This window comes from Paenibacillus taihuensis (assembly GCF_003386535.1).
GTDB classification, from domain to species: Bacteria; Bacillota; Bacilli; order Paenibacillales; family Paenibacillaceae; genus Paenibacillus_Z; species Paenibacillus_Z taihuensis.
This window is the reverse complement of record NZ_QTTN01000015.1, coordinates 24,062-50,302: the sequence shown is the minus strand read 5'-3', so window position 1 is coordinate 50,302 and position 26,241 is coordinate 24,062. Positions and strand designations below refer to the sequence as shown.

Below are 26,241 nucleotides of genomic sequence, written 5' to 3'. Positions count from 1 at the left end.
TCCAGCATACCGAAGGCAAAAATCACCGTCAACTTGCCTCCCAACAGACAGCCCGCACACTCACAATGTCGCATTTACGCACTGGTTAAGTAATGATATAATAATACAATTATCACAATGCATCGTTTCACATAGGAAGGGGCTTTAAGCATTCATGGCAAACACAATCTCCATTTTTGACACGACGCTGCGGGACGGTACGCAAGGTGAAGGAATCAGCCTCTCCGCAGATGACAAAATAAAGATCGCCCAGAAGCTTGATCTGCTCGGCGTCCATTATATTGAAGGCGGAAATCCAGGCAGCAACAGCAAGGACATCGAGTTTTTCCAGCGCGCCAAAAGTCTTAAGCTGAATGCGAAGGTGACGGCCTTCGGCAGCACAAGACGGAAGAACAGCCTTGCAGAGCAAGACAGCAGCCTGCTGCGCATCGTCGAGTCCGGCGTTCCGGCGGCTACGCTCGTTGGCAAGTCTTGGGATTTCCATGTACATACCGCTCTTCAGACGACACTTGAAGAGAATCTTTCCATGATCTATGATTCGTTTGCATTTCTGAAAAGGAACGATGTTGAAGCGATCTTCGATGCGGAGCATTTCTTCGACGGCTACAAGCACAACCCTGAGTATGCACTATCCGTGCTGCGCAAAGCGCAAGACGCGGGCGCAGACTGGATCGTACTTTGTGACACTAACGGCGGTACGCTGCCAACTGAAGTATATGAGATCGTCTCTCGCATTCGTGCGGAGCTGAGTGCGCCGCTTGGTATTCATACGCATAATGATTGCGAGCTTGCGGTTGCGAACACACTTGCAGCCGTTCAAGCCGGCGCACGTCAAGTGCAAGGCACGATTAACGGCTATGGCGAGCGCTGCGGCAATGCGAATCTATGCTCGATTATCCCGAACCTGCAAATCAAAATGAACTATCGCTGCGTAAGCGACGATCAGCTGCAATCACTTACGAAGACAGCGCGCTACATTAGCGAGATCGCTAACGTACACATGCCTGTTGCGCAGCCGTATGTCGGCAACGCTGCATTCGCACACAAAGGCGGTATCCACGTCTCCGCAATCATGAAAGACTCGAAGACGTACGAGCATATCCAGCCCGAGCTGGTTGGCAACAAGCAGCGCGTACTCGTCTCTGAGCTTGCTGGTCAGTCCAATATCATCTCCAAAGCGCAAGAGCTTGGCCTCGACGTCAACTCAGGCAACGATAAGACGAAACAAATTATGGAGCGCATCAAAGATCTGGAGCATCAAGGCTACCAGTTCGAAGGTGCGGATGCATCGCTTGAGCTGCTGCTTCGCGACGCATTCGGCGAGATGAAAGAGATTTTCAAGCTGGAATCGCTCAAGATGCTCGTGGAGAAAACGAACGGCTGCATGAACGCGGAAGCGATCGTTAAAGTGAACGTGGACGGCCAGACCATTTACACGGCAGCTGAAGGCAACGGTCCTGTTAACGCGCTCAACAACGCGCTGCGCAAGGCGCTGGAGCCTTACTATCCGAGCATCAACGATTTCCACCTATCCGACTACAAGGTTCGTGTCATCGACGAGAAAGGCGCGACAGCAGGCAAAGTTCGCGTTCTCATCGAATCGACCGACTTCAAGACGACTTGGAACACGGTCGGCGTCTCGAACAACGTTATCGAAGCGAGCTGGGAAGCGCTCGTTGACAGTATCCGCTACGCGCTGCTTAGCATGAACAAGATTAACAGTGCCCATGAAGAGCCGCGTGAGCAGCTTGGTTTAATCAATCACTAAGCACTCTATACGACGCAAATACGAAACGCCAGATCAGCTGATGAAGCTGACCTGGCGTTTTTTTGTTGTTGTATCTATTGTTATGCGCTCGGCTTCTGCTCGGCATCCTCTTGCACTGCGACCCATTTATCGATGAGCGCTTCCCATTTGCTCTTCGAGATGACTCCGGTCACCCGCTCCCGAACAATTCCATTGCTGTCGATAAGCAAGCTAGTTGGGAATTGATTCACCTTATACAGATCTGTCGCTTTGCCATCCCGGTCCATTAGAATCGGGAATGTGAACTTCTGTTGATCGACAAACTCCCTCGCCTGCCGCTCCTTATCCATGCTCGTCGCATTGACGCCGTAAAGCTCCAGCTTATCATTGTATTTCTCCGAAAGTGCCTGTAAGTCAGGCGCTTCCAATTCACAAGGACCGCACCAGGACGCCCAGAAATTGAGCAGCAGCAGCTTGTCCCGCTTGCCGCCAATATTCTGCGGCTTCTCGTCTAAATTCGGGAGCTGCAGCGTCGGGGCTGTGTAGCCCGGCTTAGGCAGCATATCGCTAGAAGCAGCAAGCGCTTCATTGTGCTTTCCTTTATTTTGATAGATCGCTGCACCTGCAAGTGCGAGCACGATGACGATTAAGACGATCGAACGTTTCATATTGCGCCTTCTTTCTACATTTTACGTTAGCGTGGTTTTGCCTCCCTACATGTTACCATGTCTGAGAATGGTTGCTCAAGCTCATGGGCACATTACGGGTGGAAAGCAAACAATGAATCATGGGGGCATCCGTGCAAAATGAGTCAAACGACCAAATCGAACTGGGCATCAGATAAGCCCGGTAAGCTGCGTACAACCGACCACAGCAATAGCAGCGGCGAAGGCAAGACGGATTCACAGAAGCAGAAGCAAGGCGGACATGGAAAATGGCTGGAGTATGTCGCGCTTGCAACAGTGCCGCTCGTCCTCGTTCTTGGCAACTCCATGCTCGTCCCGATTTTGCCGGATATGGAGAAGAAGCTGCATATCTCCAGTTTTCAATCGAGCCTTGTCATTACATTATTTTCCGTCGCAGCAGGTCTTATTATTCCGATCTCCGGTTATTTATCCGACCGTTATACGCGTAAAGCCGTTATATTACCATCTCTGGCCTTGTACGGCATTGCCGGCATTGTCGCTGGCGTTGGTGCTGTAATCCACTCCTACTGGCTACTCATCGCTGCTCGCGCACTGCAAGGAATTGGAGCTGCCGGCACCTCCCCGATCGCGATGGCGCTGGTCGGCGATATGTACAAGGACGGCAACGAAAGCGAGGCACTAGGGCTTATCGAAGCGTCTAACGGCGCTGGCAAGGTCGTCAGTCCGATCATCGGCTCACTATTGGCGTTAATCGCTTGGTATGTACCGCTATTCGCTTTTCCGCTATTCTGCGCAGGCTCCTTCTTCGCCATGATGTTTCTAATTAAGGAACCTGCCAAAGAAAACAAGGAAGTCGTACCCGTCAAGCAGTATGTCGGCGACATCAAGAAGGTGTTCCGCGAAAAAGGGCGTTGGCTCGTATCGTGTTTCATATCCGGTTCGCTCGGCCTATTCATTCTATTCGGCGTCCTCTTCCGACTGTCAGACTTACTCGAGAAGAAGCCATACAATATCGATGGCGTTGCCAAAGGCGGCGTGCTCGCCATTCCGCTCCTCTTCCTGGTCGTCACCGCCTTTATCACGGGGCATCACATTAAGAACAACGGCGTTCTTATGCGCCGCCTTATGATTACCGGGATCGCCGTCATGTGCTGCTCGCTCACTGCAGCTGCGTTCATGCACAAAAACATTTACGCGCTAATTGGCTTCGTGTCTCTTAGCAGCCTCGGGACAGGATTACTCCTGCCCTGCCTGAACACGCTCATTACCGGCGCCGTAGATCGGCCGCACCGCGGCATGGTGACCTCGCTCTACAGCAGCCTCCGCTTCCTCGGAGTCGCCTTCGGTCCGCCGCTATTCGGCTGGATGGCATCCCGCTCGGATAAGCTACTTTACGGCGTCGTAGCCGGCCTGTCCGTATGTGCGCTGCTCATCATCATCTTCCTCGTTCATCCGCCTAAGAAAGCGGGAGACACGGGTTGACGAGCGGACTATATGGACTCGTATAATGGAGCTATTCGTTTCGTTTCGATTCACTTCACTTGCTTCGAACCGAACCGATCCAATCCGATCGGTTCGGTTCGATTCGATTCGACGATCGTGAACGATTCGAACGAACTCCTTGCAGGAATGAGGCACACCAAGCTTATGATGGTCAATGAACATGGTCACTCACCAACGCTTCCAACCGCCGCTGCACTCGCTCCGCAGGCGCAGGAGCAGCTGCTCAGCATCTGCGCAGCTGCGCTGCCAAGCGAAGCATGCGGCGTCCTAGCCGGTACGATAGAGCGCCAGAGCAGCGGCGGTCCGCTTCTGCTTATCACTCACGTATATCCGGTCCAGAATGCAGCAGCCACAACTGCTACCAGCAGCGCCAACGACCGATTCGAGTTCGATCCCGCTTCATGGATTCAAACTCTTTATGACATGCAAAAAAACCGACAATCACTTGTCGGTTATTTTCATTCCCATCCACAGACGCCGCCCATTCCAAGCGCCGCTGATCTGTTCGGCATTCACTCGGCTGCTGCGTGCGACACGTCTTACTGGATTATCTCACTAGCCGATTCTATCCTTCAGCCGATAATCCAGCCCTACTGGATCCACGCCGACCGTAGCGGTCTACTGAACTGCAGTCCTCTAATGCTTACTGAGGTAAGCATATAAGTCCCCGAGCGTGATGACATTCCGGCTGAGAATCTGCCGTAAGTAATGCTGCCACAGCTGTGCGGTCATCATGGAATCCTCCAGCGCGTGATGCCGCTGGGTGATTTCAATGCCGCTATAATCAAGCAGATCATCTAAGCCGTAGCTCTCGCGGTTCGGCTCCAGCCATTTGGCGACAAGCATCGTATCGAGCACCCGATGCGTCAAATTCACCTTCGACGTGCGCCACAGCGCTGCGTTCAGAAACTGCTTATCATGACCGCTCGCATGCGCGATCAGCATCCTTTTGCCGACGAATTCCATGAAATCATGCAGCACCTGCATCAGATCAGGAGCATCCTCGGTCATCGCATTCGTAATGCCGGTCAGCTCCGTAATATGCTTCGGCACCCTCCGTTTCGGGTTGACCAAGCTGTAGAAGCTCCCCTCGGGCAGGAGCTGCTCACCCTTCAGCTTGACGGCGCCGAACGAAATAATCTCATCGCCGTTCGTCGGATAGAAGCCCGTCGTCTCCAGGTCGAAGACAACCACCTCCATGTCGCCCAGCGGCTGATCCATAATCGAGTCTTTGCGCTGCTCCTTCGACATTGAGCGAATGAAGGCCATCTGCTGCGCATTTTGAGCGCCGACCGCGCCGGCAATCGCTGACGTGAGTCCGCCCATTTTGTACAAATGCCACATTCTGCCCATGCTGCTCTGTTCCTTCATGCTTCTCCCCTCCGTCAAGCTTAAGCCTTACAATTCGTACATTCGGATTAGTTCCTATCCTTCGATTGCTTCTGCACCCGCCTTTGCAGCTTCTTCACGACACGAAGCGCAGCCTTCAGCTCATCGACTAATTCTCTGGTCAGCTTTGCGTGAGGCAGCTTGCCGCTGTTGGTGTACACGCCATCCTCGGTGCGCGTCATCGTCATCAGACGAAGCCGCATAAACAGCTTGAACGCGGCGGTGAACGCAAGGCCATCCTGCTCAGAGAAGAAACCACGCTCACTAAGCTTGGCTATCCGCGATAAAGTCGAAGTCTCGCGAACCCCTGCTTTGATACTCGTTAGCCGAATCGCATTGACCATCGGGATGTAGGCTCCATATTTTAAATCCAGGCTTCCTGCCTCTTCACCATATTGCTCCTTGAGCAATTGGCCAAACACGCCGATGAGCACCTTGTGGCGCATCGTATTGTTAATCATGTGCTGGACAATCGTCTGATTGTTCAACGTATCGGTATAATAATGGCTCTTTAACGCATGGAGCAGCATATCTTGACCATATACGCACCGGCAGTCCGCGACGATGAGAAGATACCTGACACATTCCCAGTCCGGCTCCTGAAACCAGCCATCGAGCTTCGCTCGCCAGCCCGACAACGATTGGCACCATAGCGGATTGGAACTGATCACATTCCCTTCACACGGCGGGTATCCAATGGCTTGCAATGTCCCGACAATCGTCACGCTTAGCAGGCGAAAATATTCCTCTATCTCTTCCCGCTCCGCCTCTTCGGCCGCATCCTCATAGATCAAGCCGCTGTCCTGGTCACTGGATAATGTTTGTTCTTGTCTGCCCCCGCTGCCGAACAATAAATACGCGTAAGGCACGGGCGGGGAACCATACCCGAGCCGTGCCAGCTTCGCTTCTGAGAGTGAGATCGCCCGGCGAATTAACGCGTCATGCACCTCATTCAGATCCGTATAAAATTGTTCGATCGGCTGCTCAGCCTGCAGAGTCACCATCTGTTCATGGAATTGATCCCGCAAGCCTCGCAGCGCAATCACATCATCTGTATTCCCGATGCGCGTGAACAGCTTTGCACGAACCGAATCGCTCATGCTGTGCTCACCCCTGCCCTCATAGTAGAAGCGACGAATAGTATGACTTACAGGCTGCTTTGTGCTTTCTTCATTTGCTCCGGATAACCGAATGCACCGTGCTCAGACAAATCAAGACCGATAATCTCTTGCTCTTCTGTTACACGAAGACCCATGACAAGCTTCATAGCGCCAAGAATGATGAACGATACGACAAGGACGTAACCGCCGCACACGAGTACGGATTCAAGTTGTACCCACATTTGGTGCCAGTTGCCTGTATCGATGATACCGCCTTGACCAACGTTCAACTTCTTCGCAAGTTCATCTGTCGCAAAGATACCATTCGCGAGCGTACCCCAAATACCTGCTGCACCGTGAACAGAAAGTGCATAGATGGGATCATCGACTTTAATTTTCTCGAAGAACTTCGCGCTGAAGAATACGAGCACGCCTGCAATCAAACCGATAACAACTGCTGCCCAAGGATCGACGAAAGCGCAAGTCGCTGTGATGGCAACGAGACCAGCCAGACCACCGTTCAACGTCGTCGTAATGTCAGCTTTGCCGTTTACGAGCCAGGAGATGAGCAGAGCTGCAACTGCGCCGCCTGCTGCGCCGAGCTGCGTATTGAAAGCAACATAACCGAAGAAACCATCGCCTACGCCGAGTGCGCTACCAGCGTTAAATCCGAACCAGCCAACCCACAGAAGAAGTACGGACAAAGCGCCGAATACTTGGTTGTGACCGAGAATTTCATTCGCAGAGCCGTCTTTATTGAAGCGGCCGATACGCGGTTTCAATAATACTGTCGCAGCAAAGGCTGCAAGAGCGCCAGTTAAGTGAACAACCGTAGAGCCTGCATAGTCTTGCGCGCCTTCAGCGAACAACCAGCCTGTTGGGCTCCAAATCCAGTGGGAGATAACCGGATAAACGACTGCCGTAAACAGAATAGTAAAGACGAGGTATGCGGACAGCTTAGCACGTTCAGCGAAACCGCCCCACGCGATCGAAAGCGATACAGCTGCGAAAGCAAGTTGGAAAACGAAGAAGATCGTCGATGGAAGCGCCTCGCCATCAGCAGCAGCTACCGCTGGAGCGAATAGGTAACTTCCCCAGCCGATGATCTTGCTTATCGAGTGCTCCGCGTTATCTGAGCCAAAAGCAATTGCGTAACCGACTGCCCAATAAACCAATGTACAAAGACCTAACGTGAACACCGTCTTGCCTGCGATATGGCCCGCGTTCTTCATTCGTGTCGAACCAGCTTCAAGCAGGATGAATCCGCCTTGCATCAGAATGACAAGAATGGCTGCAACGAGCACCCAGATGGAGTTGAGCCCCATATTAAGCGTTCCTGCAGACGGGTCGTCTGCAAAAGCCATAGCTGGGAATAACAGCGAAAGAGCTCCTAGAGACACGATTAACTTTTTGACCATGAACGACCACTCCCTAATGTAATGTTTCTTTACATGATAAGAAAGACTTAATGTCATTATAGGTTGGAGTATCCATTTTGACAATACATTTTTCCTGATTCTCTAAAATAAATCTAACATTCGTCTCTCCGGACGATTCGAATGTTAAGTTTTTTGACGGATTTGACCTCGAAAAGGAGTCGATGCCGAAAAATCCTTCGCGTTTCGCGATGCCCATACACCTGCTTCCCTGCTTATTTTCCGACAGCTTCGAATTCCATGTCAGCTTTTCTACATGGAAAATTCACCAAAGCATTACGTTTGACTGTATGGTTCATCTTTCTGTATCATAGGTACTAGGAGTTTTACCGTACATACCGTTTAAATGAAAGAGGTGATTCCAATGTCCGATATGTCACTACCGTTACACCGGATTGGTGAATTATCCAAATTAGCTGGTGTAAGTCCCCGCACGATCGATTTCTATACGTCACTCGGTCTGATTGAGCCGGAACGCCGTTCGGCCAAAAATTATCGTCTTTATAATGATGAAACTTTGCATCGGCTCAAACGTATAGAGCAATTGAAGAAAGAAAAATTATCGCTCGACGAGATTAAGGCGAGCATGGCTGTCTGGCGTAAAGTTTCATCAGAGGATCAAGTTTCTGATAAGCTGATGGACTTACAGCTGCATTTGGAACAGCTGCAGCGCGAAGTCATTGAGATTGAGCCAGTGCTCAATCAATTGAAGCCGCAGCAGGCCAAGCAGGTATTTAAACGTCTAGCCCCTCAAACGGCTGCATGCGTCGAGGCACTCATGATTCTGCTTAACAAGAGCGGTATTATGTAGCATTCACTTTATTGGAGGGAACCACGATGTTATTTTTCCACCCGCTGGACATTCTCATCATTCCTGCATTCTTATTATCGTTATGGGCCCAGTTCCGTGTTCGCGGCACATTTAACCGTTGGTCAGAGGTACAAACCTTACGCGGGCTCACAGGTTATCAGGCAGCACGCATGATGCTCGACCGCAATGGACTGCACGACGTGCCAATTGAACCGGTTCCAGGAACCCTCTCGGACCACTACGACCCGATTCACCGTGTCGTTAGACTGTCTGAGTCGGTTTACTACGAGAACTCCATCTCGGCCGTTTCTGTCGCTTGTCACGAGGTTGGCCATGCGATCCAGCACAGCGTTCATTATCCGATGCTTGTTCTGCGCCATAAGATTTTCCCGGTCGTAAATATTGCATCTGGTATAGCGCCTTTCCTGCTGCTTGCCGGTTTCTTATTCCAGGCATCTGGCCTAATCGGTCTTGGCATTATCTTCTTCTCTTGCGCAGTTGCATTCCAGCTCGTGACTTTGCCCGTCGAATTCAATGCCAGCAACCGGGCACGTGAAATCATGGTCGCTGAAGGCTTTATTTCGAACGAGGAAGAACGGGGCGTAGCCAAGGTACTGAACGCTGCAGCACTAACATATGTGGCAGCAGCGCTAATCTCACTGCTTGAATTGCTTAAGTACATTCTCATCTTTACGCAATCCGATCGCGATTAATTAACGCGATACGAACAAAGGCGAGGAGCACAATGCTCCTCGCCTTTGTGTATGCATATATGGACATGAAGAAAAGACCGGCGCTCCGTATGGAGAACCGGTCTTTCATCTTGATATCATACTATTCCGTACGGAAACGGGAAAGCGTTTCTTTAAGCCCTGTCGATACCGTCTCAAGCTTGTCGGACAGTCGAACAAGTCCTTCGCTAATGCTGTTCTGCTCCGTGCTGAGAGATGCAACCTCTTCCGATGTAGCAGAAGACTCTTCGGCAACCGCACTCACGTTGCTCATCGCTTCAGACAGCACAACTTGCGAACGCTCCAGCTTGCTAATGGACTCCGTTACAGAGTCCAGGCGGCCAACGAAATCACCCATCTGACCTTGAACCGTCAAGAAGATTTGGTTCGCTTCTTTAACGGATTGTATCTGTTCTTGGAAGATTGGATACGCTGTCGACAATACATTAACCGTTTCGTCGATTTCCTTTTGAATCGTTTCCGTAATTTGACCGACTACATCGATCGATTGGCGGGATTGATCTGCCAGCTTACGGATTTCGTCTGCTACGACCATGAAGCCTTTGCCTGCTGCTCCAGCACGTGCCGCTTCAATCGTCGCATTCAAGGACAAGATGTTCGTTTGCTTCGTCATGTTATTAAGCACATCAAGAATTTTACGGATCGAGCGCGTGCTTTCTTTCAGACGGTCAACCTTCTCAACCATCGAGCGCGTCATCTCTTCTGTCATACCCGTCTTCTCGATCAAGCTGTTCATATACGTTGTACCTTGACGGCTTGCACTCTCCACATCAGATGCTGCAACGCCCATCTCTTGGTTCGCTGTCATAACCTGCTGCATTTGCTCGCCGATCTCAGCCGTCAGATCATTGCCCTTCTCGGCTTCTGTCGCCAAGCTAGATGCACCGTTAGCGATCTCTTCGGTTGCAACCGCGATTTCGCGCGCAGAGATAGCTGTTTTCTTGGAGGCATCAGACAATTCACCGGCAGTAGCCAGAACATCCTGTGCGGATTGGTTCGTTTGATTAACCAGCAATGTAATCTGCGTCATCATCTGGTTGAAGCTCTGAGCCAGCTGACCGATCTCGTCCTTCTTGTTGATCGTTGAACGAACAGACAGATTGCCGAGCGCGCCTTCATTCATCAGATTACGCAATCTCACGAGCGGAATCGCAACCATCCAAATTACAAGCATGCCAATACCGATCGCGAGCAACGCGGCAATTCCCGCAATAATCCATGTCGTGTTCAAAATCTGGCCGGCATCCTTCACGAGTTCTGCCACTGGCACCGAGCCAACTAGCTTCCAGTCCACATTATCAAACTTGTTGTAGACAGCGAGTACTTCGTTACCGTTCTCATCTGTCGTTGTCTTCGAACCGCTTTCCGCTGCTTTACCTTCTTTAGGAAACGCAATCGGAGATGGCTTGCCGATCTCTTCAGGCTTGCTCGATGGCTTGCTTGGAAGCACCAAGTTGCCTGCACTGTCCACAATTGTGATGCTGCTATCTTCGCCAAGTTTCACGTCTTGAAGCTCTTTGCTGAGCTCCTTCAAGTAAATCTCGATCACCATAACAAACTTGGCTTCGTTCGTAATTGTATTCTTCATGACACGGCCCATTGCAAATGTCGCTTCAGGCGCACTGCCGCTATAGCCTTTCAATTCCGAGGGAAGCCAAACCAATCGGCCGCCGCCATCTTCAACCTTCTTCATCCAATCCGATTTCTGAGCCACTTCTGTCGTAATGGAGGAAGATCCGGTTGTAACCGAGCTAGCACTTCCTTCGATCGGAATGATTGCTGCACCAACGATAGACGAGTTGCCAAGAACATAAGATTGCAGCGAATCACCTAGCTTCTTCATCGAGTCGAACTTCTCGTAATCATCTTTCGCTTTGTCCATCAGGTCCAAGTTATCTTGAACCGTCTTATCGAGCAAGATTTGCATCGATAGCGCTTCGTAGTTCTTGAACATCAAGTCCAGCTTGCCCGTTGACTGTTGAATGGCCACTGCTGTCGAATCAGCCACTTTGTTCTTAATGATGCTCTTCGATGTCGAATACGAGAATAATCCGACCACAAGAACGCACACTAGAATAGCGCTGAAAATAATTAAGAACAGCATGAGACCAACCGATTTGATCGGATTCGTCATCTTCACGTTCTTAATTCCGTTTAGGGATGAATTGTACAGCTCCTTTACATTGGGAGTCCGTTTCTCCCCTTCTGATTGCGTTTTCAAATTTTCCTTCTTCGAATTCAGCTTTAGTTTCAACTTCACTGCAAGACACCACCAATTCTGAGGATAATTCGCCGTTTTTGTCTCTCTATTAACTAAACAACAGTATCGTTAATATCGGCAATTAACCTCCGAGTTGTTAGCAATTCAGGAAAATTATTTACAAAAAAATAATCCTAATCGATCACTCGATTAGGATTAAATCAGGACATTAGTCACAGATGAACATTAACGCACTTTCTTGCGCATCATGTCCATAGGCTTAACTGGCCCGTCGGTTTTGATCACGATATATTGCAGTGGATGTCTAGCAGCATCGAGCACATTGCCGCCCTCGTCCTTAATCTCGCCGACGACTTGCTTAAAGAACGTACCGTTCGGCCCGAAGAATTCGACTTCTTGACCAGGCTTGAAGTGATTACGCTGCTGCACAACTGCCTCGCCCGTAGATTCATTATAAGAGATGACAACACCAGCGAAATCATAAGGAGCAGCCTTATCTTCCGGCGTGTAAATATGATCTTCCGAACCTGGCGTATCATAGAAGAAGCCTGTGTTCAGCGGACGGTTCGCCGCCTTCTGAATATCATCCAGCCATTCTTGCTTCAGCACGTAGTTCTCTGGATCAGCCATATACGAATCGATCGCTTGACGATACGCATTAACGACTGTCGCCACATAGTGAAGGCTCTTCATGCGGCCTTCGATCTTGAAGCTGTCGACGCCGACATCAATCAGATCCGGGATACTCTCCAGCATGCATAGGTCTTTGGAGCCCATCGTGAACTTATCTGCATCCATGCCGACCATCTGAATGTCATCTTCGTAAATATCGTATTTCCACCGGCAAGACTGGCAGCAGCCGCCACGGTTGGAATCACGGTCCGTGAAGTGGTTCGACAGTACGCAGCGTCCGGAATAGGACGAGCACATTGCGCCATGGATGAACGCTTCGATCTCAATATCGACATGTTCTTTAATCTCTTGAATCTCTCCCATGCTCACTTCACGCGCCAATACGACACGCGGCAGCCCTTCGTCCTTCCAGAACTTGACCGCTTGCCAGTTCATTGTCGATTGCTGCGTGCTTAAGTGCACCTCAAGCTTAGGCGCAACGCGCTGCGCCGTCTCGATGATAATCGGATCGGCAGCAATAATTGCCGCGATACCCGCATTCTCAAGCTCGCGCAAGTACTCCTCAAGTCCTGCGATATCCTCATTATGCGCATAGATGTTCGTTGCGACGAATACTTTCGCGCCGTACTTCTTCGCGAACTCTACGCCTTCCTTCATCTCTTCGAAGCTGAAGTTATCCGCATTGGAACGCAGACCATACTTCTGTCCGCCGATATATACCGCGTCCGCACCGTAATGAACGGCAAACTTTAATTTCTCTAAATTACCAGCCGGAGCCAGCAGCTCTGGCTTATCCAGTCGGTTTCTCTTTCCATTGTAGCGATGCGCTACTTTCGTTGTTGAAGTCACCAGCTTCACCTCCACTTCCTTCGGTGACCATTGCTAATCTTAATACACCTGTTCCTTATAGAAGAATCCGTACGACAGCTCACGCGACGGATCTTGCAGTTCTCTGATGGAATCGAGCCACTCTTCGTTGAACTCGTAGCCTTCCGGGTCAGCATAATAAGCGTCGATGGCAGCACGATACGCTCGAACGACAGCTTCGTTGTATGCTATTGATTTTAACAGCCCTTCGATCCGAAAGCTATCGATATTAACTTCCATTAGCTCGTGCAAATTCTCGATCATGCAGAGATCATCAGAACTCATAATATGCGTACCGTTCGCATCCTCATAGATCGGATAACGTTCGTCAGGACGCTCCGTTTCCACCAAATACAAGCCATCCTCGATTTTGCCATGGATCGGTATATCGCTTAGTTCTGGCTGATCCTTCGCTTGGTGGTCGAAGTAATTGTGCACGAGCGGACGCTTCGAATGATAAATATTCGTCAAGCCATGTACTTGAACCTGAACTTCCAGCTCCGTATTCGCCTTCGCATCGAGCACCTGATCCATGTTCAGCTCACGCGCGAGAATGAATCGAGTCGCACCGCGGCGGCCCCAGTAATTAGCGGTCGCATAGTTCGTCGAAGTCATCTCTGCGTTCCAGTGCAATTTCAGTCCTGGCGCTTCTATCCGCGCGACCATCAAGACAGCCGGATCTCCGAAAATAATGCCGTCGACTCCAGCCTGTGCCAAGCCGCGAATATAACTCGGAAGCGTATCCACAGTCGCGTTGTCCATCACATTGTTCACTGCTGCATAAACCTTGACGTCATGCAGATGCGCGAGCTTCACCGCTTCCGCAATCATTGGGAGATCGAATTCACCCGGGAGCCGCATGCCATAGCGCGACTCTCCAACAACGAACGCATTTGCGCCTGCTGCGATTAATCGCTCCATGTCGGCAAGGGATGCTGCATCAATGAGCAGCTCCGGTTTTGTTGCCATTGTTAGTCCTCCTATTGCTTTGCCGTTTCATTGCTTTTCTCAATATTGCGATTATGCTCTTTGAGCGTTTCGGCAAAAAGATGTTCGTGACTGCCATCTTTCTTCGTCACGTAGTAGTAATAATCGGTCTGTTTCGGGAACAGCGCCGCCTCGATCGACTTCATGCTCGGCGAAGCGATCGGACCTGGCGGCAACCCTTTTACCTTGTAGGTATTGTATGGGCTATCCACTTCCAAGTCCTTCAGCAGCAGACGTTCCTTCTGTTTATCGAGCAGATATTGTACCGTAGCGTCAATTTGCAGCGGCATGCCTTTCTTCAACCGGTTGTAGATAATACCCGCAACAATCGGACGCTCTTCATCGATAACGACTTCCCGCTCCACCAATGAAGCGACCGTCAATATCTGATGCAGCGACATGTCGCGCTCTGTGAGCGCATCTTCCCAATTGTCAGGCAGCCCATCCAGCTTATGATCGAGCTGCTGCAGCATGCGCGTAATGATCTCTTCCGGCGTGCTGCCTTTCAGCATCTCATACGTTTCCGGGAACAAATACCCTTCAAGACGGTGACGCAGCTTCGTGTCCTTCGGAATGTTCTTGGCTGCATCCGTATCGGTCCACACCTGATCCTTATCCGCCGCAGCGATGAATGCCGCTTTATCGACATAACCCGCTTCACTTAACGTAGCTGCAATTTGCTCTACAGTGAATCCTTCCGGAATCGTAAAGCGGATTGTTTCTTCCTTCTTTGTCTCGCCAGCATTCAGCTTGGCGATAAGTTCATCCTTCGTCATGCCAGGCTTAAGCTCGTAGACCCCAGCTTGAAACTTCGGGCCTTCATGCTTATAGCGTAAGTAATATTTAAAAATAAATGCATTACGAATAATGCCTTGATCTTCAAGCGTTTCAGCGAACGTAAACGGAGAAGAGCCCTTCTTCAGCTCCACTTCAACGGTATCTCCGGCTGAAGCAGGACGAAGTCCATTCCATATGTACAGATAAACACTGCCTACGGAAATGATCATTATGCCGAGAATCGTGGTGATGACCCAGAAAGTAATGCGGCCCCGTCTAGGTCCAGCGGGACGATAGGACTGATCTTCTGTGGATTGCAAACAACGTATCCTCCGTTTCCATATCAGCGCGGAAAAAGGGCGGTTTATGCCGCCCCTTCCGTACTTCTATAAATAAAACCAAGGCTTCTCTACAAAAGATCCGCCTCGCGTTTAATGCAAGAGAATCGCTAACTTAAGGCTGTTCGTCGCCTTCGAACATCAAATCATCGTATGCTTCAGCGACGGCTTCCCATTCTTCGTCATCCTCGATCGATTCCAGCTCCGGATCGGAGCCTTCCTGAACGGTGATGCGGAAGAACGCGACTTCATCCTCTTTCTGCATATCTTGCGGCTGCAATCCGGCATAGGAGTGGTTACCCAGCTGGAATTCAGCGATGATTTGGAACGGCTCTGTTTCGCCTTGTTCGCCAATCAAATCTACTTCTGTGCCATAAATCGGCTTCAGCACGGAAATACGTTTTACTTCTGACAATGTGGAAAGCTCCCTTCAACCACGTGTGCGGCTGTTAGTCGTTATCGTCAATCTCAGCGAGAAGCGTGTTGAACGTTTCTTCAACCATGTTCCACTCTTCTTCATCCTCGATGGTGTAGAGCTTCAGATCGTCGCCGTCTTCTTCGTAACGGAAGGCGTAAACCTCATCGGAATCTTCATCATCTTCTTCGCTGGATTCAACATTAAGCGGCACAACCATCATATATTTCTGATCGGAGCCGTCTACCTCGAACTTCATGACTACCTCGAATTCTTCTTCGTTGCCATCTTCATCCGGAATGTAGATGATTTCCGGCTCTTCAAACTGCATGTTGTCCTTTGTCATCGTTACCCTCACCTTTTCGTTTTAGAATCGAGATAATTTTGCAAAATAAGCGTTGCCGCCATTTTGTCCACCACTAACTTTCGCTTCTTACGACTAACGTCAGCCTCAAGCAAAGTGCGCTCGGCGGCTACGGTCGTTAGCCGTTCGTCCCAAAGGTGTACGGGTAAATTTAGCTTCTGCTGTAAATCCCCTGCGAATGCGATGCAAATTTCGCCACGCGGCCCGATGGTGCCATTCATATTCTTGGGTAGACCGACTACAATCTCAGATACTTCGTGTTCCTTACAGAGCTGGGCAATTGCCCCAATCTCTCCGTTGTCGCGTCTCTTCTCGACGACGCCGACGCCTTGCGCGGTCCAGCCGAATGCATCACTGACGGCAACGCCAATTCGGCGGTCGCCGTAATCCAATCCCATCAGACGCATACGACCTGGTGCCTCTTTTCCATGAGCTTAATTATTTGCTGTGCTGACTTAAGTAGGAACGTACCAGCTCTTCAATGAGCTCGTCTCGTTCTTTCCTGCGAATTAAACTTCTTGCATTGTTATGTCGCGGAATGTACGCGGGATCTCCAGACAATAGATAACCGACAATCTGGTTAATCGGATTGTAATCCTTCTCGAGCAGTGCATCATACACCGAAAGCATAATTTCTTTCGATGAAGCTTCGAGCCCTTCCGCCTTCACGTCGAATTTCATTGTCTTGTCCATTGAATTCATCGCCAGCACCTCGCTTTCTAAGCCGCTTAACAGCTGTTTAATACTCCTACTATATCACACTTGCCTGCGATAGAACCAGTTCTTCGGCAATTTGGAGTGCTGCGCCCAATTTTGACGGATCTTTCCCGCCTGCTTGCGCCATATCCGGGCGTCCGCCGCCGCCGCCGCCGCATGCTGCGGCCGCTTCTTTGACGATTTTGCCAGCGTTGTAGCCTTGCTTCACAAGCTCCGGCGATACTGCTGCGACGAGGTTAACCTTGTCATCCGCAACTGCGCCGAGCACGATAACTGCGCTTGGCAGCTTCACTTTCAGCTCATCCACGATGCCGCGAAGCGCATCCATGGACGGAGCGCTCACTTCAGCAGCAAGCAACGTTACGCCGTTGACAACCTTCGCTCGCGACTCCAGCGAGCCCGCTTCAATACGGCTCAGCTTGCTCTGCAGCGACTCGTTCTCGCGAGCGAGCTCTTTCACTTGTGCATGCAGCGCTTCGATACGCTTCGGCACATCATTCAAGTTCGTCTTCAGCAGCGCAGCCGCTTGCTTCAGCTGATCCAGTTGGCCTTCCATGTACAAGTATGCATTGCGGCCAGTGACAGCTTCGATCCGGCGAACGCCGGAGCCGATGCCGCTCTCGCTCACGAGCTTGAACAGACCGATCTGCGCAGTGTTCGTAACGTGGCAGCCACCGCACAGCTCAAGGCTGTAGTCGCCGACGCGAACGACACGAACGACGTCGCCGTACTTCTCGCCGAACAACGCCATAGCGCCCATTTCCTTCGCTTCTGCAAGCGACTTGTAGTTGATATCAAGCGTTGTACCGAGCCAAATTTGCTGATTAACGCGGCGCTCGATCTCCGTGAGCTCTTCCGGCGTGATGCTGCCGAAATGCGAGAAGTCGAAGCGGAGACGGTCCGGCTCAACGAGCGAGCCCGCTTGGTTAACATGTTCGCCGAGCACGTCTTTCAGCGCACGGTGAAGCAAGTGAGTTGCCGTATGGTTCTTGATTGTATCTTCACGGGATTGCGTGGATACTGCCGTTTGCACTTGATCGCCAACGGAAACCGTACCGCTTGTCACAACAGCGTGATGTACCGGCTGACCATGAGGCGCTTTCGTCACATCTTCAACCGTCAATGTGAAGCCTTGGCCTGTAATCGTACCGCTGTCGCCGATTTGACCGCCGCTCTCCGCATAGAACGTCGTGCGATCAAGAATGACAAGCACATCACTGCCTTCAGAAGCAGAATCCACGAGCGAGTCACCATTCACGATTGCGAGCACTTTCGCGCCTTCAATCGTCAGATCCTGATAGCCAACGAATTCGGATTTTCCCGTAAAGTCAGCGAGCGGTCCGCCTTGGACATTCATGCCGCCTGTGTCTTGGCGAGCTGCGCGAGCACGCGTACGCTGCTCTTCCATCGCTGCGTCGAAGCCTTCGCGGTCGACAGCCATGCCTTGCTCTGCTGCGTAGTCTTCCGTAAGGTCGAACGGAAAGCCGTACGTGTCATAGAGCTTGAATGCATCCGGGCCGCTAATTTGCGTTACGCCGTTTGCTTTGGCTGTCTTAACCAGATCGCCAAGAAGAGCCAGACCGTCAGAAAGCGTCTCATGGAAACGTTCTTCTTCGGTACGGATGACTTTCTCGATGAACTCACGCTTCTCGACAACCTCCGGATAGTGGCTGCCCATAATTTCGCCTACTACGCTTACGAGCTCGAACAAGAACGGACGGTCAACGCCCAGCGTCTTGCCGTAACGAACTGCGCGGCGCAGCAAACGGCGGATTACGTAACCGCGGCCTTCGTTGGAAGGCATAACGCCGTCGCCAACCGAGAAAGCGACTGTACGGATATGGTCAGCAATAACCTTCAGCGCGATGTCGTTCTCAGTGTCCGTGTGATACGTGACGTTTGCAATTTGGCAAGTGCGGTCGATGATCGGACGGAACAGGTCCGTGTCGAAGTTCGAGTCCGCATTTTGCAAAATCGAAGTGAAGCGCTCAAGTCCTGCGCCTGTATCGATGTTTTTATTCGGCAGCGGCGTGTAGCTGCCGTCCTTATTATGATTATATTGCGAAAATACGAGGTTCCATACTTCGAGGAACCGTTCGTTTTCTCCGCCTGGCCAGCATTCTGGATCATTCAGGTCGCCGAAAGCATCGCCGCGGTCGTAGAAAATCTCTGTACAAGGTCCGCAAGGGCCTTCGCCGATGTCCCAGAAGTTGTCTTGCAGGCGGAAGATACGCTCTGCCGGCAAGCCGATTTTCTCATTCCAGTAGCGGAATGCTTCTTCGTCTTCCGGATATACCGTAACCGACAGACGCTCCGGATCGAAGCCGATCCATTGCGGGCTCGTCAAGAACTCCCATGCCCAAGTGATCGCTTCTTCTTTGAAGTAATCGCCGATCGAGAAGTTGCCGAGCATTTCGAACATCGTCTGGTGACGGCGTGTTTTGCCAACATTCTCGATATCGTTCGTGCGGATACATTTCTGCGAGTTCGTAATGCGCGGATTTTCAGGGATGACACGGCCGTCAAAATAAGGCTTGAGCGGCGCCATACCAGCGTTAATCCAAAGCAATGAAGGGTCATTATGCGGAACTAGGGAAGCACTCGGCTCAATTTTATGGCCTTTGCTCTCGAAGAAGGAGAGCCACTTCGAACGGATTTCACTTGCTTTCATACTGTTCAACCCCCAAATGTAATAGAAAATAAAAAAACGCCCCTAAAAAACAGGGACGAATCATTCGCGGTACCACCCTGGTTATTGCATGCACGGCTCGCATCTATCGCGGGTCAGCATTGCAATCTCCTTAGTCAGACGTTAACGGGTCCACCCGGTGAAGTTCATTCACACTCCGAAACCAGCTTTCAGCCATCCTTCGCCGTTAGAATTTTCACAGCCGACGCGGGCGTTTGCGAGCTCGCGAAGAAATTCTTTCTCTGGGCAGCGGTCTATGGCTTACTTAATGTTTCATCTACGATTTAGATATACGGTTGACGTAGTTGTCATTAGTATATCTACATCAGGTATACATTGTCAAATCGTCTTTCGCCTAACGTAATACGCGAAGAAATGCTGTATGATGACTTTCAGCGCGGCGAAGATCGGAACCGCGAGAATCATGCCGACAATCCCGGCCAGCTCCCCGCCGACCAGCAGGACGAAAATAATCGACAATGGATGCATATGCAGCGTTCGTCCCACCACTTGCGGCGAAATAATGTTCCCTTCGAGAACTTGGCATGCAGTGTTGACGACGACGACGAGCAGCATCATTTTGACCGAAACAGTTGATGCCATTACGAGTGCAGGCGCTGCGCCGAAGAACGGTCCGAGGTACGGAATGATATTCGTGACGGCCACCACGCTCGCGAGCAACAGCGCATAAGGCATCCCAATGATGAGATATCCAACATAAGCTAGCGTTCCTACGATGATGCAGACAAGAAACTGTCCCCGAATATAGCTGCCAAGCGCATTATCGATGTCCTTCAGCAGCCGTACAGCGTGCTTGCGATGCGATTTGGGCACATAGGTAAGCAGCGTCCGCTCGAACACCTCGAAGTCCTTCAATATATAGAACGCTAGAAACGGAATAATAAACGCGATAAACACGATATTGATCATCGCCCCGATGTTATTGATGAAGGCGAAAATCGCATCCGAGCTCTGCTTCTCCAGCTTGTAGATTGACTTATTGATGCCGCCTCGTATACTCTCCGGCAGAAACGACGAATTGTTCAAGTCATTTACGATACCTTGCGCCTTCATCGTCAAATCCGGCATATGTTCATTCAGCTCCTGCAGCTGCTCCAGAAACATCGGAATCGCGTTCATCAGAATAACGGTCAGCGCTCCGCAGAACACGGCATAAATGAGCAGTACCGCAATGGTCCTCGGCACTTTGCGTTCATTCAGGAGGCTGACGATCGGATTAAGCACGTAAGAAATAATCATAGCGATCAAGAACGGTGCGAATACAGAGCGCAAAAACACATAAATATGTAAAATAATCGGCTTCAACAGCAGCAGCAAATAGAGAGCGATGAGCCCCAGAATGAGATAAACGAGCCAGACAAACAGGCGGCTCTTCGTAAAGCGTTCCACGGCCTAACCCCTCCCTTGGATCCGCAAAAATTACAAACGTACTAACAGTATATGTACAAGCACCCTGTTTCATCCCGTAAATGAAAAAAGACGACCTCTAATGAGGTCGCCTATCGTTCCTGATGCAAGGTTAATTCGCATGCACTTGCGGCATATCGTCTTCAAAGAACAGATCGTCCAGCGAGCTGAGCGTACCGTCTTCTTCGACCTGGTACACCGACATTTTCTCGCCGTTCACCGTCAATTCAATGAAGCAGCCCCAGCAATAATACTGGTGCGATCCGATTTTACCGATATCCTTGGAACTACAATTTGGGCATTTCATCGTTCATTTCTCCCTATATCCGACTCAGAAACTGCGACCGGGGTAAGGTATGCCTCGCTGCCGGCCGGTACAATAATGACATCTTCTCCGAGCATGACTTCATCTGCAAGATGCGGCGCCGGAAGCCACTTGCGGCCTTCCATAATGTCCGCTATAAAACCATCAGTCAACTCATAGCCTACTATTTGTGTACCCTGTAATTGATCAAAATAAACATCGGATACGCGGCCGAGTTGTTCTCCATCCGTAGTCACGACGGGTAAATCCTTCAAACGGATCATTCCTGTCTGGAACGAACGCTGAATTTCGGCTTGCTTCGTCTTCCGTACAGAGTCCGTATTCATAATAATGACGGTATCCGCTCCGCAGACGAGCACTTCACTCCAGAGTACAGCTTTCATAGCGGTCAAGAATCGTCGGCCGGCGTCCAAAATAATGCCGCCGAGCTGCCAATGCTCATCAAACCATGCATCCTTCACATGGCCCACCTGCTTGCCGCTGCTCATCTCAACAACCGGAAGCCCAATCACATGCTGTAGTCTTAGCACCGTTTAGGAAAGCCCCCTAGGCATTAGTACGAACACGGCCGATAAAGGTTGCAACTTTTTTCGCGGCCTGCTCGAGTTCCTCCATAGTATTTCCCAATCCGAAGCTAAATCGTACAGCAGATGCTTGTCTTTCGATAGAAACGCCCATCGCCCGCAGCACATAGGAAGGTTCAATCGCGCCCGATGTGCATGCTGACCCGCCCGAAGCTGCAACGCCTGCCAAATCCAAATTCATGAGCATCGATTCCGCACTGATGCCGATGAAGCTCATGTTCAGAATGTGTGGAACATGCATCGTCTCATGACCGTTAATAGCGATTCGGTCCGCTCCTACCGTTTCATTCATCCGCTCTATCCATGTATGACGAAGCTCACCCAGCAAAAGTTTCCGTTCCTCCATTGTTTTCACAGAAAGTTCAACGGCTTTCGCAAAACCAACAATTCCGGCCACGTTCTCGGTTCCTGCACGTCTGCCCCGCTCTTGCGAGCCGCCGTGCGAAAACTCTTCGAGTGATACGCCTTTACGCACAAATAACGCACCTACGCCCTGCGGCCCGTTAATCTTGTGAGCGGAGAAGCTCATCAAATCAACAGGCAGCTGCTTCAAATCGATCGAAATCGCACCGAGCGCTTGAACGGCGTCAACGTGAAACAGCACGCCACGAGACCGGGCCAGCTCGCCAATCTCTTCGATCGGCTGAATGGTTCCGGTCTCATTGTTTACATACATGATACTTATAACCGCGGTATCCGCTTCAATGGCATCGGCCAGTTCTTCCATCGATATGAGCCCCTGCTCGTCCACCGGCAATACCGTCACGCGGAAGCCTTCTTCCTCTAGCGCATCACTCGCATGAAGGATCGCATGATGCTCCGTCGCAGACGTGATGATATGGGACTTGCCGTGCTGCTTGCGCGCTGCTCTGGCCGCTCCGATAAGCGCCATATTATCGCCTTCGGTTCCGCCTCCGGTGAACACAATCTCCGCCGCTGCAGCGCCAATGCCGGATGCAACGATATCGCGCGCGCGATTCAGCAGCTGGCGCACACCGCGACCATAGGCATGCGTGCTGGAAGGATTGCCGAAGCTGCTTGTGTAGACGGACATCATTTCGCTCACTACTTCAGGGTGAACCGGCGTAGAAGCCGCATGATCATAATAAATCCGTTCCATTATGGCATCATCCTTAAATATAGAACATGTAGGAGTCCTGCGGACCCTCTTCTCTAAACGAAACAAGATCTGCAAGTGTCGTCGAATCTAGCACTTCCGCGATGCTGTCGCGAATGCGAAGCCATAGATCGCGTTTAGCCGGATCATCCTCTTCCGTGAAGTCAACCGGTGAGATCGGCCCTTCCAGAATGCGAATGACGTCGCCGGACGTAATTTCAGCCGGATCTCTGGACAGAATATAGCCGCCGTATGCACCGCGAATACTCTTTACAAGACCTGCGTTGCGCAAAGGAGCGATCAGCTGCTCCAGGTAATGCTCTGACAAAGAATTGCGTTCCGCTATACTCTTAAGCGATGTAGGCCCTTCACCAAACTTGCCTGCAAGCTCCATCATAATCGTTAGACCGTAGCGGCCTTTCGTTGAAATTTTCAACTTCTGCACCTCTTCCCAAGCAAAACTGAATCTTATTTAAAGGCTGATGCAATCAAGAGATTACAATCCATGGTATTCCCATATCATATCTATGTTAACATAATAGACGAGCTTTATGTTGAAAAAACATGACGTTTTCATGAAAAACATTTGCAAAATGTGCTACAATATAAAAACTTAAGTGTCTTTCCTTTGTTTCGTTTGAGGAAGGGCTTTATATATAAGGTGGTGTCTATTAATAATGAGCAATGCTTCAACGCGTGTCGTTGTCGGCATGTCCGGCGGCGTAGATTCTTCTGTTACCGCTTTGCTGCTCAAACAGCAGGGCTACGATGTAATCGGTATTTTCATGAAAAACTGGGATGACACTGATGAGTTCGGCCACTGCACGGCTGAAGAAGACGCAGAGGACGTTCGCCGTGTCTGCGACCAGATCGGCATTCCTTACTATACGGTAAACTTCGAGAAACAATATTTCGATAAAGTGTTCGCTTACTTCCTCGATGAGTACCGAAACGGCCGCACGCCGAATCCGGATGTCATGTGCAACCGCGAAATCAAGTTCGGCGAATTCTTGCAGAAAGCGATCGAGCTTGGCGCAGATTACTTGGCTACTGGTCATTATGCCCGTCTTGAGCGTACGGCAGACGGTGAATCGAAGCTGCTGCGCGGCGTTGATTCGAATAAGGATCAAACGTACTTCCTGCACGCACTTCGTCAAGATCAGCTGGCAAAAGCGATGTTCCCGATCGGGCACCTGCCAAAGCCGGAGGTTAGACGGATTGCCGAGGAGTTCGGACTGCATACCGCGAAGAAAAAGGACAGCACAGGCGTCTGCTTCATCGGCGAGCGTAACTTCAAGGAATTCTTGAGCGGTTACCTGCCGGCACAACCCGGCGCAATGATCGATATTGAGACCGGCGAGACGAAAGGTCGTCACGACGGACTCATGTACTACACGCTCGGTCAGCGTCAAGGCCTTGGCATCGGCGGCTCTGGTAATGGCGAGCCTTGGTTTGTAGCTTCGAAGGACCTCAAGGAGAATATCCTCTATGTCGTTCAAGGCGATAAGCATGCGAGCTTGTATTCGCACAGCCTCGTTGCGACAGGCATTAACTGGATTTCACCTGCGAAGCCTGAAGGCTCGTTGAAATGTACGGCGAAGTTCCGCTATCGCCAGCCCGATCAAGGCGTGACGATTACATTCCGCGCAGATGGCACGACAGCGGATGTGGTCTTCGACAACCTGCAGAAAGCAATCACTCCGGGCCAAGCGGTCGTCTTCTATGACGGCGATGTATGCTTAGGCGGCGGCACGATCGATATTGTGAACCAGTAAGACGACTCAAGCACATGCAGCACATGGTACAACACATGAAAAAGCACCCGAACCAAGGTTCGGGTGCTTTTGCTTTTTCTCGTGCAATGTATGATTAGCCTGTTTCAGCTTGCAATTCTTCGTTCTCTAGCTCTTCGCTCTCCTCCTGCTTACGGATTACAATGCGCGAGATTCGGAGATTGTCGGTTTCATCTATGACGAACTCGAAGCCGTCCGGGTGTACGACCCGCTCGCCCTTCGTTGGCGGGTTCTCAATCTGTGCGTACATCCATCCACCGATTGTGTCGTAGTCGTCGCTCTCGATTTCGAGGCCGAAGTAGCTGTTCACTTCCTCGATCAGCATCATGCCGTTAATCGAGTGCGATTGATCTTCACGCGGCTCGATATCAGGGCGTTCTTCATCGAACTCATCCTGAATTTCGCCGACAATTTCTTCCATAATATCTTCCAGTGTAACAAGACCGGAAGTACCGCCATATTCATCAATCAGAATGGCGATCTGCGTCTTCTTCTTCTGCATCAGCTTGAGCAGTGCGCTAATATGCATCGAATCAGGCACAGTCGTCATCGGACGCGTAATGACGCGGATATCGGTTAGACCTAGCTGCGTTACCTTAAGCAGATCCTTGATATGCACAAAGCCGATAATGTTATCCTTATCGCCGTCACAAACCGGGTAGCGCGTATGCATTTCCTTAAGCGCAATCGCTTGGTTTTCCTCGAACGACAGGTTCGCGTATAGACAGGTCATCTCTGTCCGCGGAATCATGATCTCTCTGGCATGCGTCTCCGCAAAATCAAATATATTATCGACAAGCGTTAGCTCAGTATTATCAATAAGTCCGGATTTATGACTCTCTTGCATGAGAATTCGAATCTCTTCCTCGGTATGCGCCGATTCATGCTCGGCTGCCGGTTCGATACCGACGCGCTTCAGCATCCAGTTTGCCGTTCCATTCAGCAAGAAGATGAACGGGTACATCAGCTTATGGAACGCGATAAGCGGCATCGCTGTCCAGAGCGTTACTGGCTCAGCTTTGCGAATTGCAAATGTCTTAGGCGCAAGTTCACCAAGAACGATGTGCAGAATCGTAATAATCGAGAACGCAAGTACAAAAGATACTGTAGAGATTGCAACCTCGCCGAGGTGTAAGCTTCTCAGCAAAGGTTCAATAATGTGTCCGATAGCCGGTTCACCAACCCAACCAAGACCAAGGGAAGCAAGCGTAATGCCAAGCTGACAGGCCGACAGATAAGCGTCCAAATTGCTGGTTAGTCTCGAAGCAAAACGTGCACGACGATTACCGTCCAAGACAAGCGTATCGATCCGGCTGCTTCTTACCTTAACCATCGCAAACTCAGCTGCAACGAAAAATCCGTTTAGAAAGACGAGCACTACGATTAATAAAAGACTTAAAAATAAGGGTAACGGGTCACTACTCAACGATTCCCTGTTTGCCGCCCTCAGCTAGCGAAAGCCGTGTCACGACGAACAGGTGCACCTCCTTTGGGAACTGAAAATTATAAAGAAATGTTATAATACTAGATTAGACGATGGATTAACTCTACGTCAAACGTCGTCATCCCACCTTCTGGCTCATATTCGGGTTTATGTTATG

The 26,241-nt window shown here is 50.6% G+C and carries 25 protein-coding genes; 6 read left to right on the top strand and 19 right to left on the bottom strand.

The features are described 5' to 3' along the window. Positions 1-154: 154 nt before the first annotated feature. Complete coding sequence (cimA, locus tag A8990_RS14010) at positions 155-1,768, top strand: citramalate synthase (RefSeq protein ID WP_116189661.1); 1,614 nt, start codon at positions 155-157, stop codon at positions 1,766-1,768. An 80-nt stretch (positions 1,769-1,848) separates the two neighbouring features. On the opposite strand, the gene A8990_RS14005 is transcribed toward cimA, so the two are convergent. Further along, entirely contained in the window at positions 1,849-2,415 is a 567-nt protein-coding gene (locus A8990_RS14005; RefSeq protein ID WP_116189660.1) for a TlpA family protein disulfide reductase, read from the bottom strand. 138 nt (positions 2,416-2,553) lie between these two features. Between A8990_RS14005 and A8990_RS14000 the strand changes: the two genes are divergently transcribed. After that, positions 2,554-3,876 (top strand): MFS transporter, encoded by a 1,323-nt coding sequence (locus A8990_RS14000; protein WP_116189659.1) that lies wholly within the window; start codon positions 2,554-2,556, stop codon positions 3,874-3,876. Positions 3,877-3,888: 12 nt separating this feature from the next. After that, entirely contained in the window at positions 3,889-4,560 is a 672-nt protein-coding gene (locus tag A8990_RS13995) for a M67 family metallopeptidase (RefSeq protein ID WP_116189658.1), read from the top strand. Here the strand turns inward: A8990_RS13995 and A8990_RS13990 are convergent. The 3 genes from A8990_RS13990 to A8990_RS13980 are packed head-to-tail and all read right to left on the bottom strand — an operon-like array spanning position 4,534 to position 7,804. Continuing rightward, positions 4,534-5,268, bottom strand: coding sequence for a 3'-5' exonuclease (locus tag A8990_RS13990; protein ID WP_116189657.1), 735 nt, complete (start codon positions 5,266-5,268; stop codon positions 4,534-4,536). The genes A8990_RS13995 and A8990_RS13990 overlap by 27 nt on opposite strands. A gap of 47 nt (positions 5,269-5,315) precedes the next feature. Continuing rightward, positions 5,316-6,386, bottom strand: a complete 1,071-nt coding sequence (locus A8990_RS13985; RefSeq protein ID WP_116189656.1) for a DUF294 nucleotidyltransferase-like domain-containing protein — start codon at positions 6,384-6,386, stop codon at positions 5,316-5,318. 47 nt (positions 6,387-6,433) lie between these two features. Further along, positions 6,434-7,804 (bottom strand): ammonium transporter, encoded by a 1,371-nt coding sequence (locus A8990_RS13980; protein WP_116189655.1) that lies wholly within the window; start codon positions 7,802-7,804, stop codon positions 6,434-6,436. 382 nt (positions 7,805-8,186) lie between these two features. Between A8990_RS13980 and A8990_RS13975 the strand changes: the two genes are divergently transcribed. Beyond that, positions 8,187-8,633: a MerR family transcriptional regulator gene (locus A8990_RS13975; RefSeq protein ID WP_245996014.1), complete on the top strand. Its 447-nt coding sequence runs from the start codon at positions 8,187-8,189 to the stop codon at positions 8,631-8,633. 26 nt (positions 8,634-8,659) lie between these two features. Next, complete coding sequence (locus A8990_RS13970) at positions 8,660-9,346, top strand: zinc metallopeptidase (protein ID WP_116189654.1); 687 nt, start codon at positions 8,660-8,662, stop codon at positions 9,344-9,346. A 121-nt stretch (positions 9,347-9,467) separates the two neighbouring features. Here the strand turns inward: A8990_RS13970 and A8990_RS13965 are convergent, their stop codons facing one another. The 14 genes from A8990_RS13965 to cymR all read right to left on the bottom strand — a co-directional run bounded on the left by A8990_RS13965 (position 9,468) and on the right by cymR (position 23,283). Next, complete coding sequence (locus tag A8990_RS13965; protein WP_245996013.1) at positions 9,468-11,645, bottom strand: methyl-accepting chemotaxis protein; 2,178 nt, start codon at positions 11,643-11,645, stop codon at positions 9,468-9,470. 186 nt (positions 11,646-11,831) lie between these two features. Continuing rightward, positions 11,832-13,088, bottom strand: coding sequence for a peptidase U32 family protein (locus A8990_RS13960; protein WP_116189653.1), 1,257 nt, complete (start codon positions 13,086-13,088; stop codon positions 11,832-11,834). Between the two features lie 39 nt (positions 13,089-13,127). After that, positions 13,128-14,075, bottom strand: coding sequence for a peptidase U32 family protein (locus A8990_RS13955; RefSeq protein WP_116189652.1), 948 nt, complete (start codon positions 14,073-14,075; stop codon positions 13,128-13,130). A gap of 11 nt (positions 14,076-14,086) precedes the next feature. After that, positions 14,087-15,190: an endolytic transglycosylase MltG gene (gene mltG / locus A8990_RS13950; protein WP_281272504.1), complete on the bottom strand. Its 1,104-nt coding sequence runs from the start codon at positions 15,188-15,190 to the stop codon at positions 14,087-14,089. 133 nt (positions 15,191-15,323) lie between these two features. Further along, positions 15,324-15,623, bottom strand: a complete 300-nt coding sequence (locus A8990_RS13945) for a DUF1292 domain-containing protein (RefSeq protein ID WP_245996012.1) — start codon at positions 15,621-15,623, stop codon at positions 15,324-15,326. Positions 15,624-15,657: 34 nt separating this feature from the next. Beyond that, a complete protein-coding gene (locus A8990_RS13940) occupies positions 15,658-15,969 on the bottom strand; it encodes a DUF1292 domain-containing protein (protein ID WP_116189651.1) in 312 nt (103 codons plus the stop codon). Between the two features lie 8 nt (positions 15,970-15,977). Beyond that, entirely contained in the window at positions 15,978-16,394 is a 417-nt protein-coding gene (gene ruvX, locus A8990_RS13935; protein ID WP_116189650.1) for a Holliday junction resolvase RuvX, read from the bottom strand. A gap of 31 nt (positions 16,395-16,425) precedes the next feature. Then, complete coding sequence (locus A8990_RS13930) at positions 16,426-16,689, bottom strand: IreB family regulatory phosphoprotein (RefSeq protein WP_116189743.1); 264 nt, start codon at positions 16,687-16,689, stop codon at positions 16,426-16,428. A 49-nt stretch (positions 16,690-16,738) separates the two neighbouring features. Next, positions 16,739-19,375, bottom strand: coding sequence for an alanine--tRNA ligase (gene alaS / locus A8990_RS13925; protein ID WP_116189649.1), 2,637 nt, complete (start codon positions 19,373-19,375; stop codon positions 16,739-16,741). A gap of 357 nt (positions 19,376-19,732) precedes the next feature. Continuing rightward, the gene (locus A8990_RS13920) at positions 19,733-20,803 is read right to left on the bottom strand and encodes an AI-2E family transporter (protein WP_116189648.1); all 1,071 of its coding nucleotides are present in this window, start codon (positions 20,801-20,803) and stop codon (positions 19,733-19,735) included. Positions 20,804-20,933: 130 nt separating this feature from the next. Further along, the gene (locus A8990_RS13915; protein WP_090572911.1) at positions 20,934-21,128 is read right to left on the bottom strand and encodes a hypothetical protein; all 195 of its coding nucleotides are present in this window, start codon (positions 21,126-21,128) and stop codon (positions 20,934-20,936) included. Continuing rightward, positions 21,125-21,676, bottom strand: a complete 552-nt coding sequence (locus A8990_RS13910; RefSeq protein WP_116189647.1) for a PRC-barrel domain-containing protein — start codon at positions 21,674-21,676, stop codon at positions 21,125-21,127. Before A8990_RS13910 ends, A8990_RS13915 begins: the two co-directional genes overlap by 4 nt. 16 nt (positions 21,677-21,692) lie before the next feature. Then, positions 21,693-22,850, bottom strand: coding sequence for a cysteine desulfurase family protein (locus A8990_RS13905; RefSeq protein WP_116189646.1), 1,158 nt, complete (start codon positions 22,848-22,850; stop codon positions 21,693-21,695). 13 nt (positions 22,851-22,863) lie between these two features. Then, positions 22,864-23,283 carry a cysteine metabolism transcriptional regulator CymR gene (cymR, locus tag A8990_RS13900; RefSeq protein ID WP_116189645.1) on the bottom strand — a complete coding sequence of 140 codons (420 nt, stop codon included), beginning with the start codon at positions 23,281-23,283 and terminating at the stop codon, positions 22,864-22,866. A 241-nt stretch (positions 23,284-23,524) separates the two neighbouring features. Between cymR and mnmA the strand changes: the two genes are divergently transcribed. Beyond that, positions 23,525-24,622, top strand: a complete 1,098-nt coding sequence (mnmA, locus tag A8990_RS13895) for a tRNA 2-thiouridine(34) synthase MnmA (RefSeq protein ID WP_116189644.1) — start codon at positions 23,525-23,527, stop codon at positions 24,620-24,622. 94 nt (positions 24,623-24,716) lie between these two features. Here the strand turns inward: mnmA and A8990_RS13890 are convergent, their stop codons facing one another. Continuing rightward, complete coding sequence (locus A8990_RS13890) at positions 24,717-26,066, bottom strand: hemolysin family protein (protein ID WP_116189643.1); 1,350 nt, start codon at positions 26,064-26,066, stop codon at positions 24,717-24,719. Between the last annotated feature and the right edge of the window lie 175 nt (positions 26,067-26,241).

Excerpts from the sequence above, each read along its gene's own strand:
- cimA (WP_116189661.1), top strand. The coding sequence starts at position 155 with ATGGCAAACACAATCTCCATTTTTGACACGACGCTGCGGGACGGTACG.
- A8990_RS14005 (WP_116189660.1), bottom strand. The coding sequence starts at position 2,415 with ATGAAACGTTCGATCGTCTTAATCGTCATCGTGCTCGCACTTGCAGGT.
- A8990_RS14000 (WP_116189659.1), top strand. The coding sequence starts at position 2,554 with ATGAGTCAAACGACCAAATCGAACTGGGCATCAGATAAGCCCGGTAAG.
- A8990_RS13995 (WP_116189658.1), top strand. The coding sequence starts at position 3,889 with ATGGACTCGTATAATGGAGCTATTCGTTTCGTTTCGATTCACTTCACT.
- A8990_RS13990 (WP_116189657.1), bottom strand. The coding sequence starts at position 5,268 with ATGAAGGAACAGAGCAGCATGGGCAGAATGTGGCATTTGTACAAAATG.
- A8990_RS13985 (WP_116189656.1), bottom strand. The coding sequence starts at position 6,386 with ATGAGCGATTCGGTTCGTGCAAAGCTGTTCACGCGCATCGGGAATACA.
- A8990_RS13980 (WP_116189655.1), bottom strand. The coding sequence starts at position 7,804 with ATGGTCAAAAAGTTAATCGTGTCTCTAGGAGCTCTTTCGCTGTTATTC.
- A8990_RS13975 (WP_245996014.1), top strand. The coding sequence starts at position 8,187 with ATGTCCGATATGTCACTACCGTTACACCGGATTGGTGAATTATCCAAA.
- A8990_RS13970 (WP_116189654.1), top strand. The coding sequence starts at position 8,660 with ATGTTATTTTTCCACCCGCTGGACATTCTCATCATTCCTGCATTCTTA.
- A8990_RS13955 (WP_116189652.1), bottom strand. The coding sequence starts at position 14,075 with ATGGCAACAAAACCGGAGCTGCTCATTGATGCAGCATCCCTTGCCGAC.
- A8990_RS13940 (WP_116189651.1), bottom strand. The coding sequence starts at position 15,969 with ATGACAAAGGACAACATGCAGTTTGAAGAGCCGGAAATCATCTACATT.
- ruvX (WP_116189650.1), bottom strand. The coding sequence starts at position 16,394 with ATGCGTCTGATGGGATTGGATTACGGCGACCGCCGAATTGGCGTTGCC.
- A8990_RS13930 (WP_116189743.1), bottom strand. The coding sequence starts at position 16,689 with ATGAATTCAATGGACAAGACAATGAAATTCGACGTGAAGGCGGAAGGG.
- alaS (WP_116189649.1), bottom strand. The coding sequence starts at position 19,375 with ATGAAAGCAAGTGAAATCCGTTCGAAGTGGCTCTCCTTCTTCGAGAGC.
- A8990_RS13915 (WP_090572911.1), bottom strand. The coding sequence starts at position 21,128 with ATGAAATGCCCAAATTGTAGTTCCAAGGATATCGGTAAAATCGGATCG.
- A8990_RS13905 (WP_116189646.1), bottom strand. The coding sequence starts at position 22,850 with ATGGAACGGATTTATTATGATCATGCGGCTTCTACGCCGGTTCACCCT.
- mnmA (WP_116189644.1), top strand. The coding sequence starts at position 23,525 with ATGAGCAATGCTTCAACGCGTGTCGTTGTCGGCATGTCCGGCGGCGTA.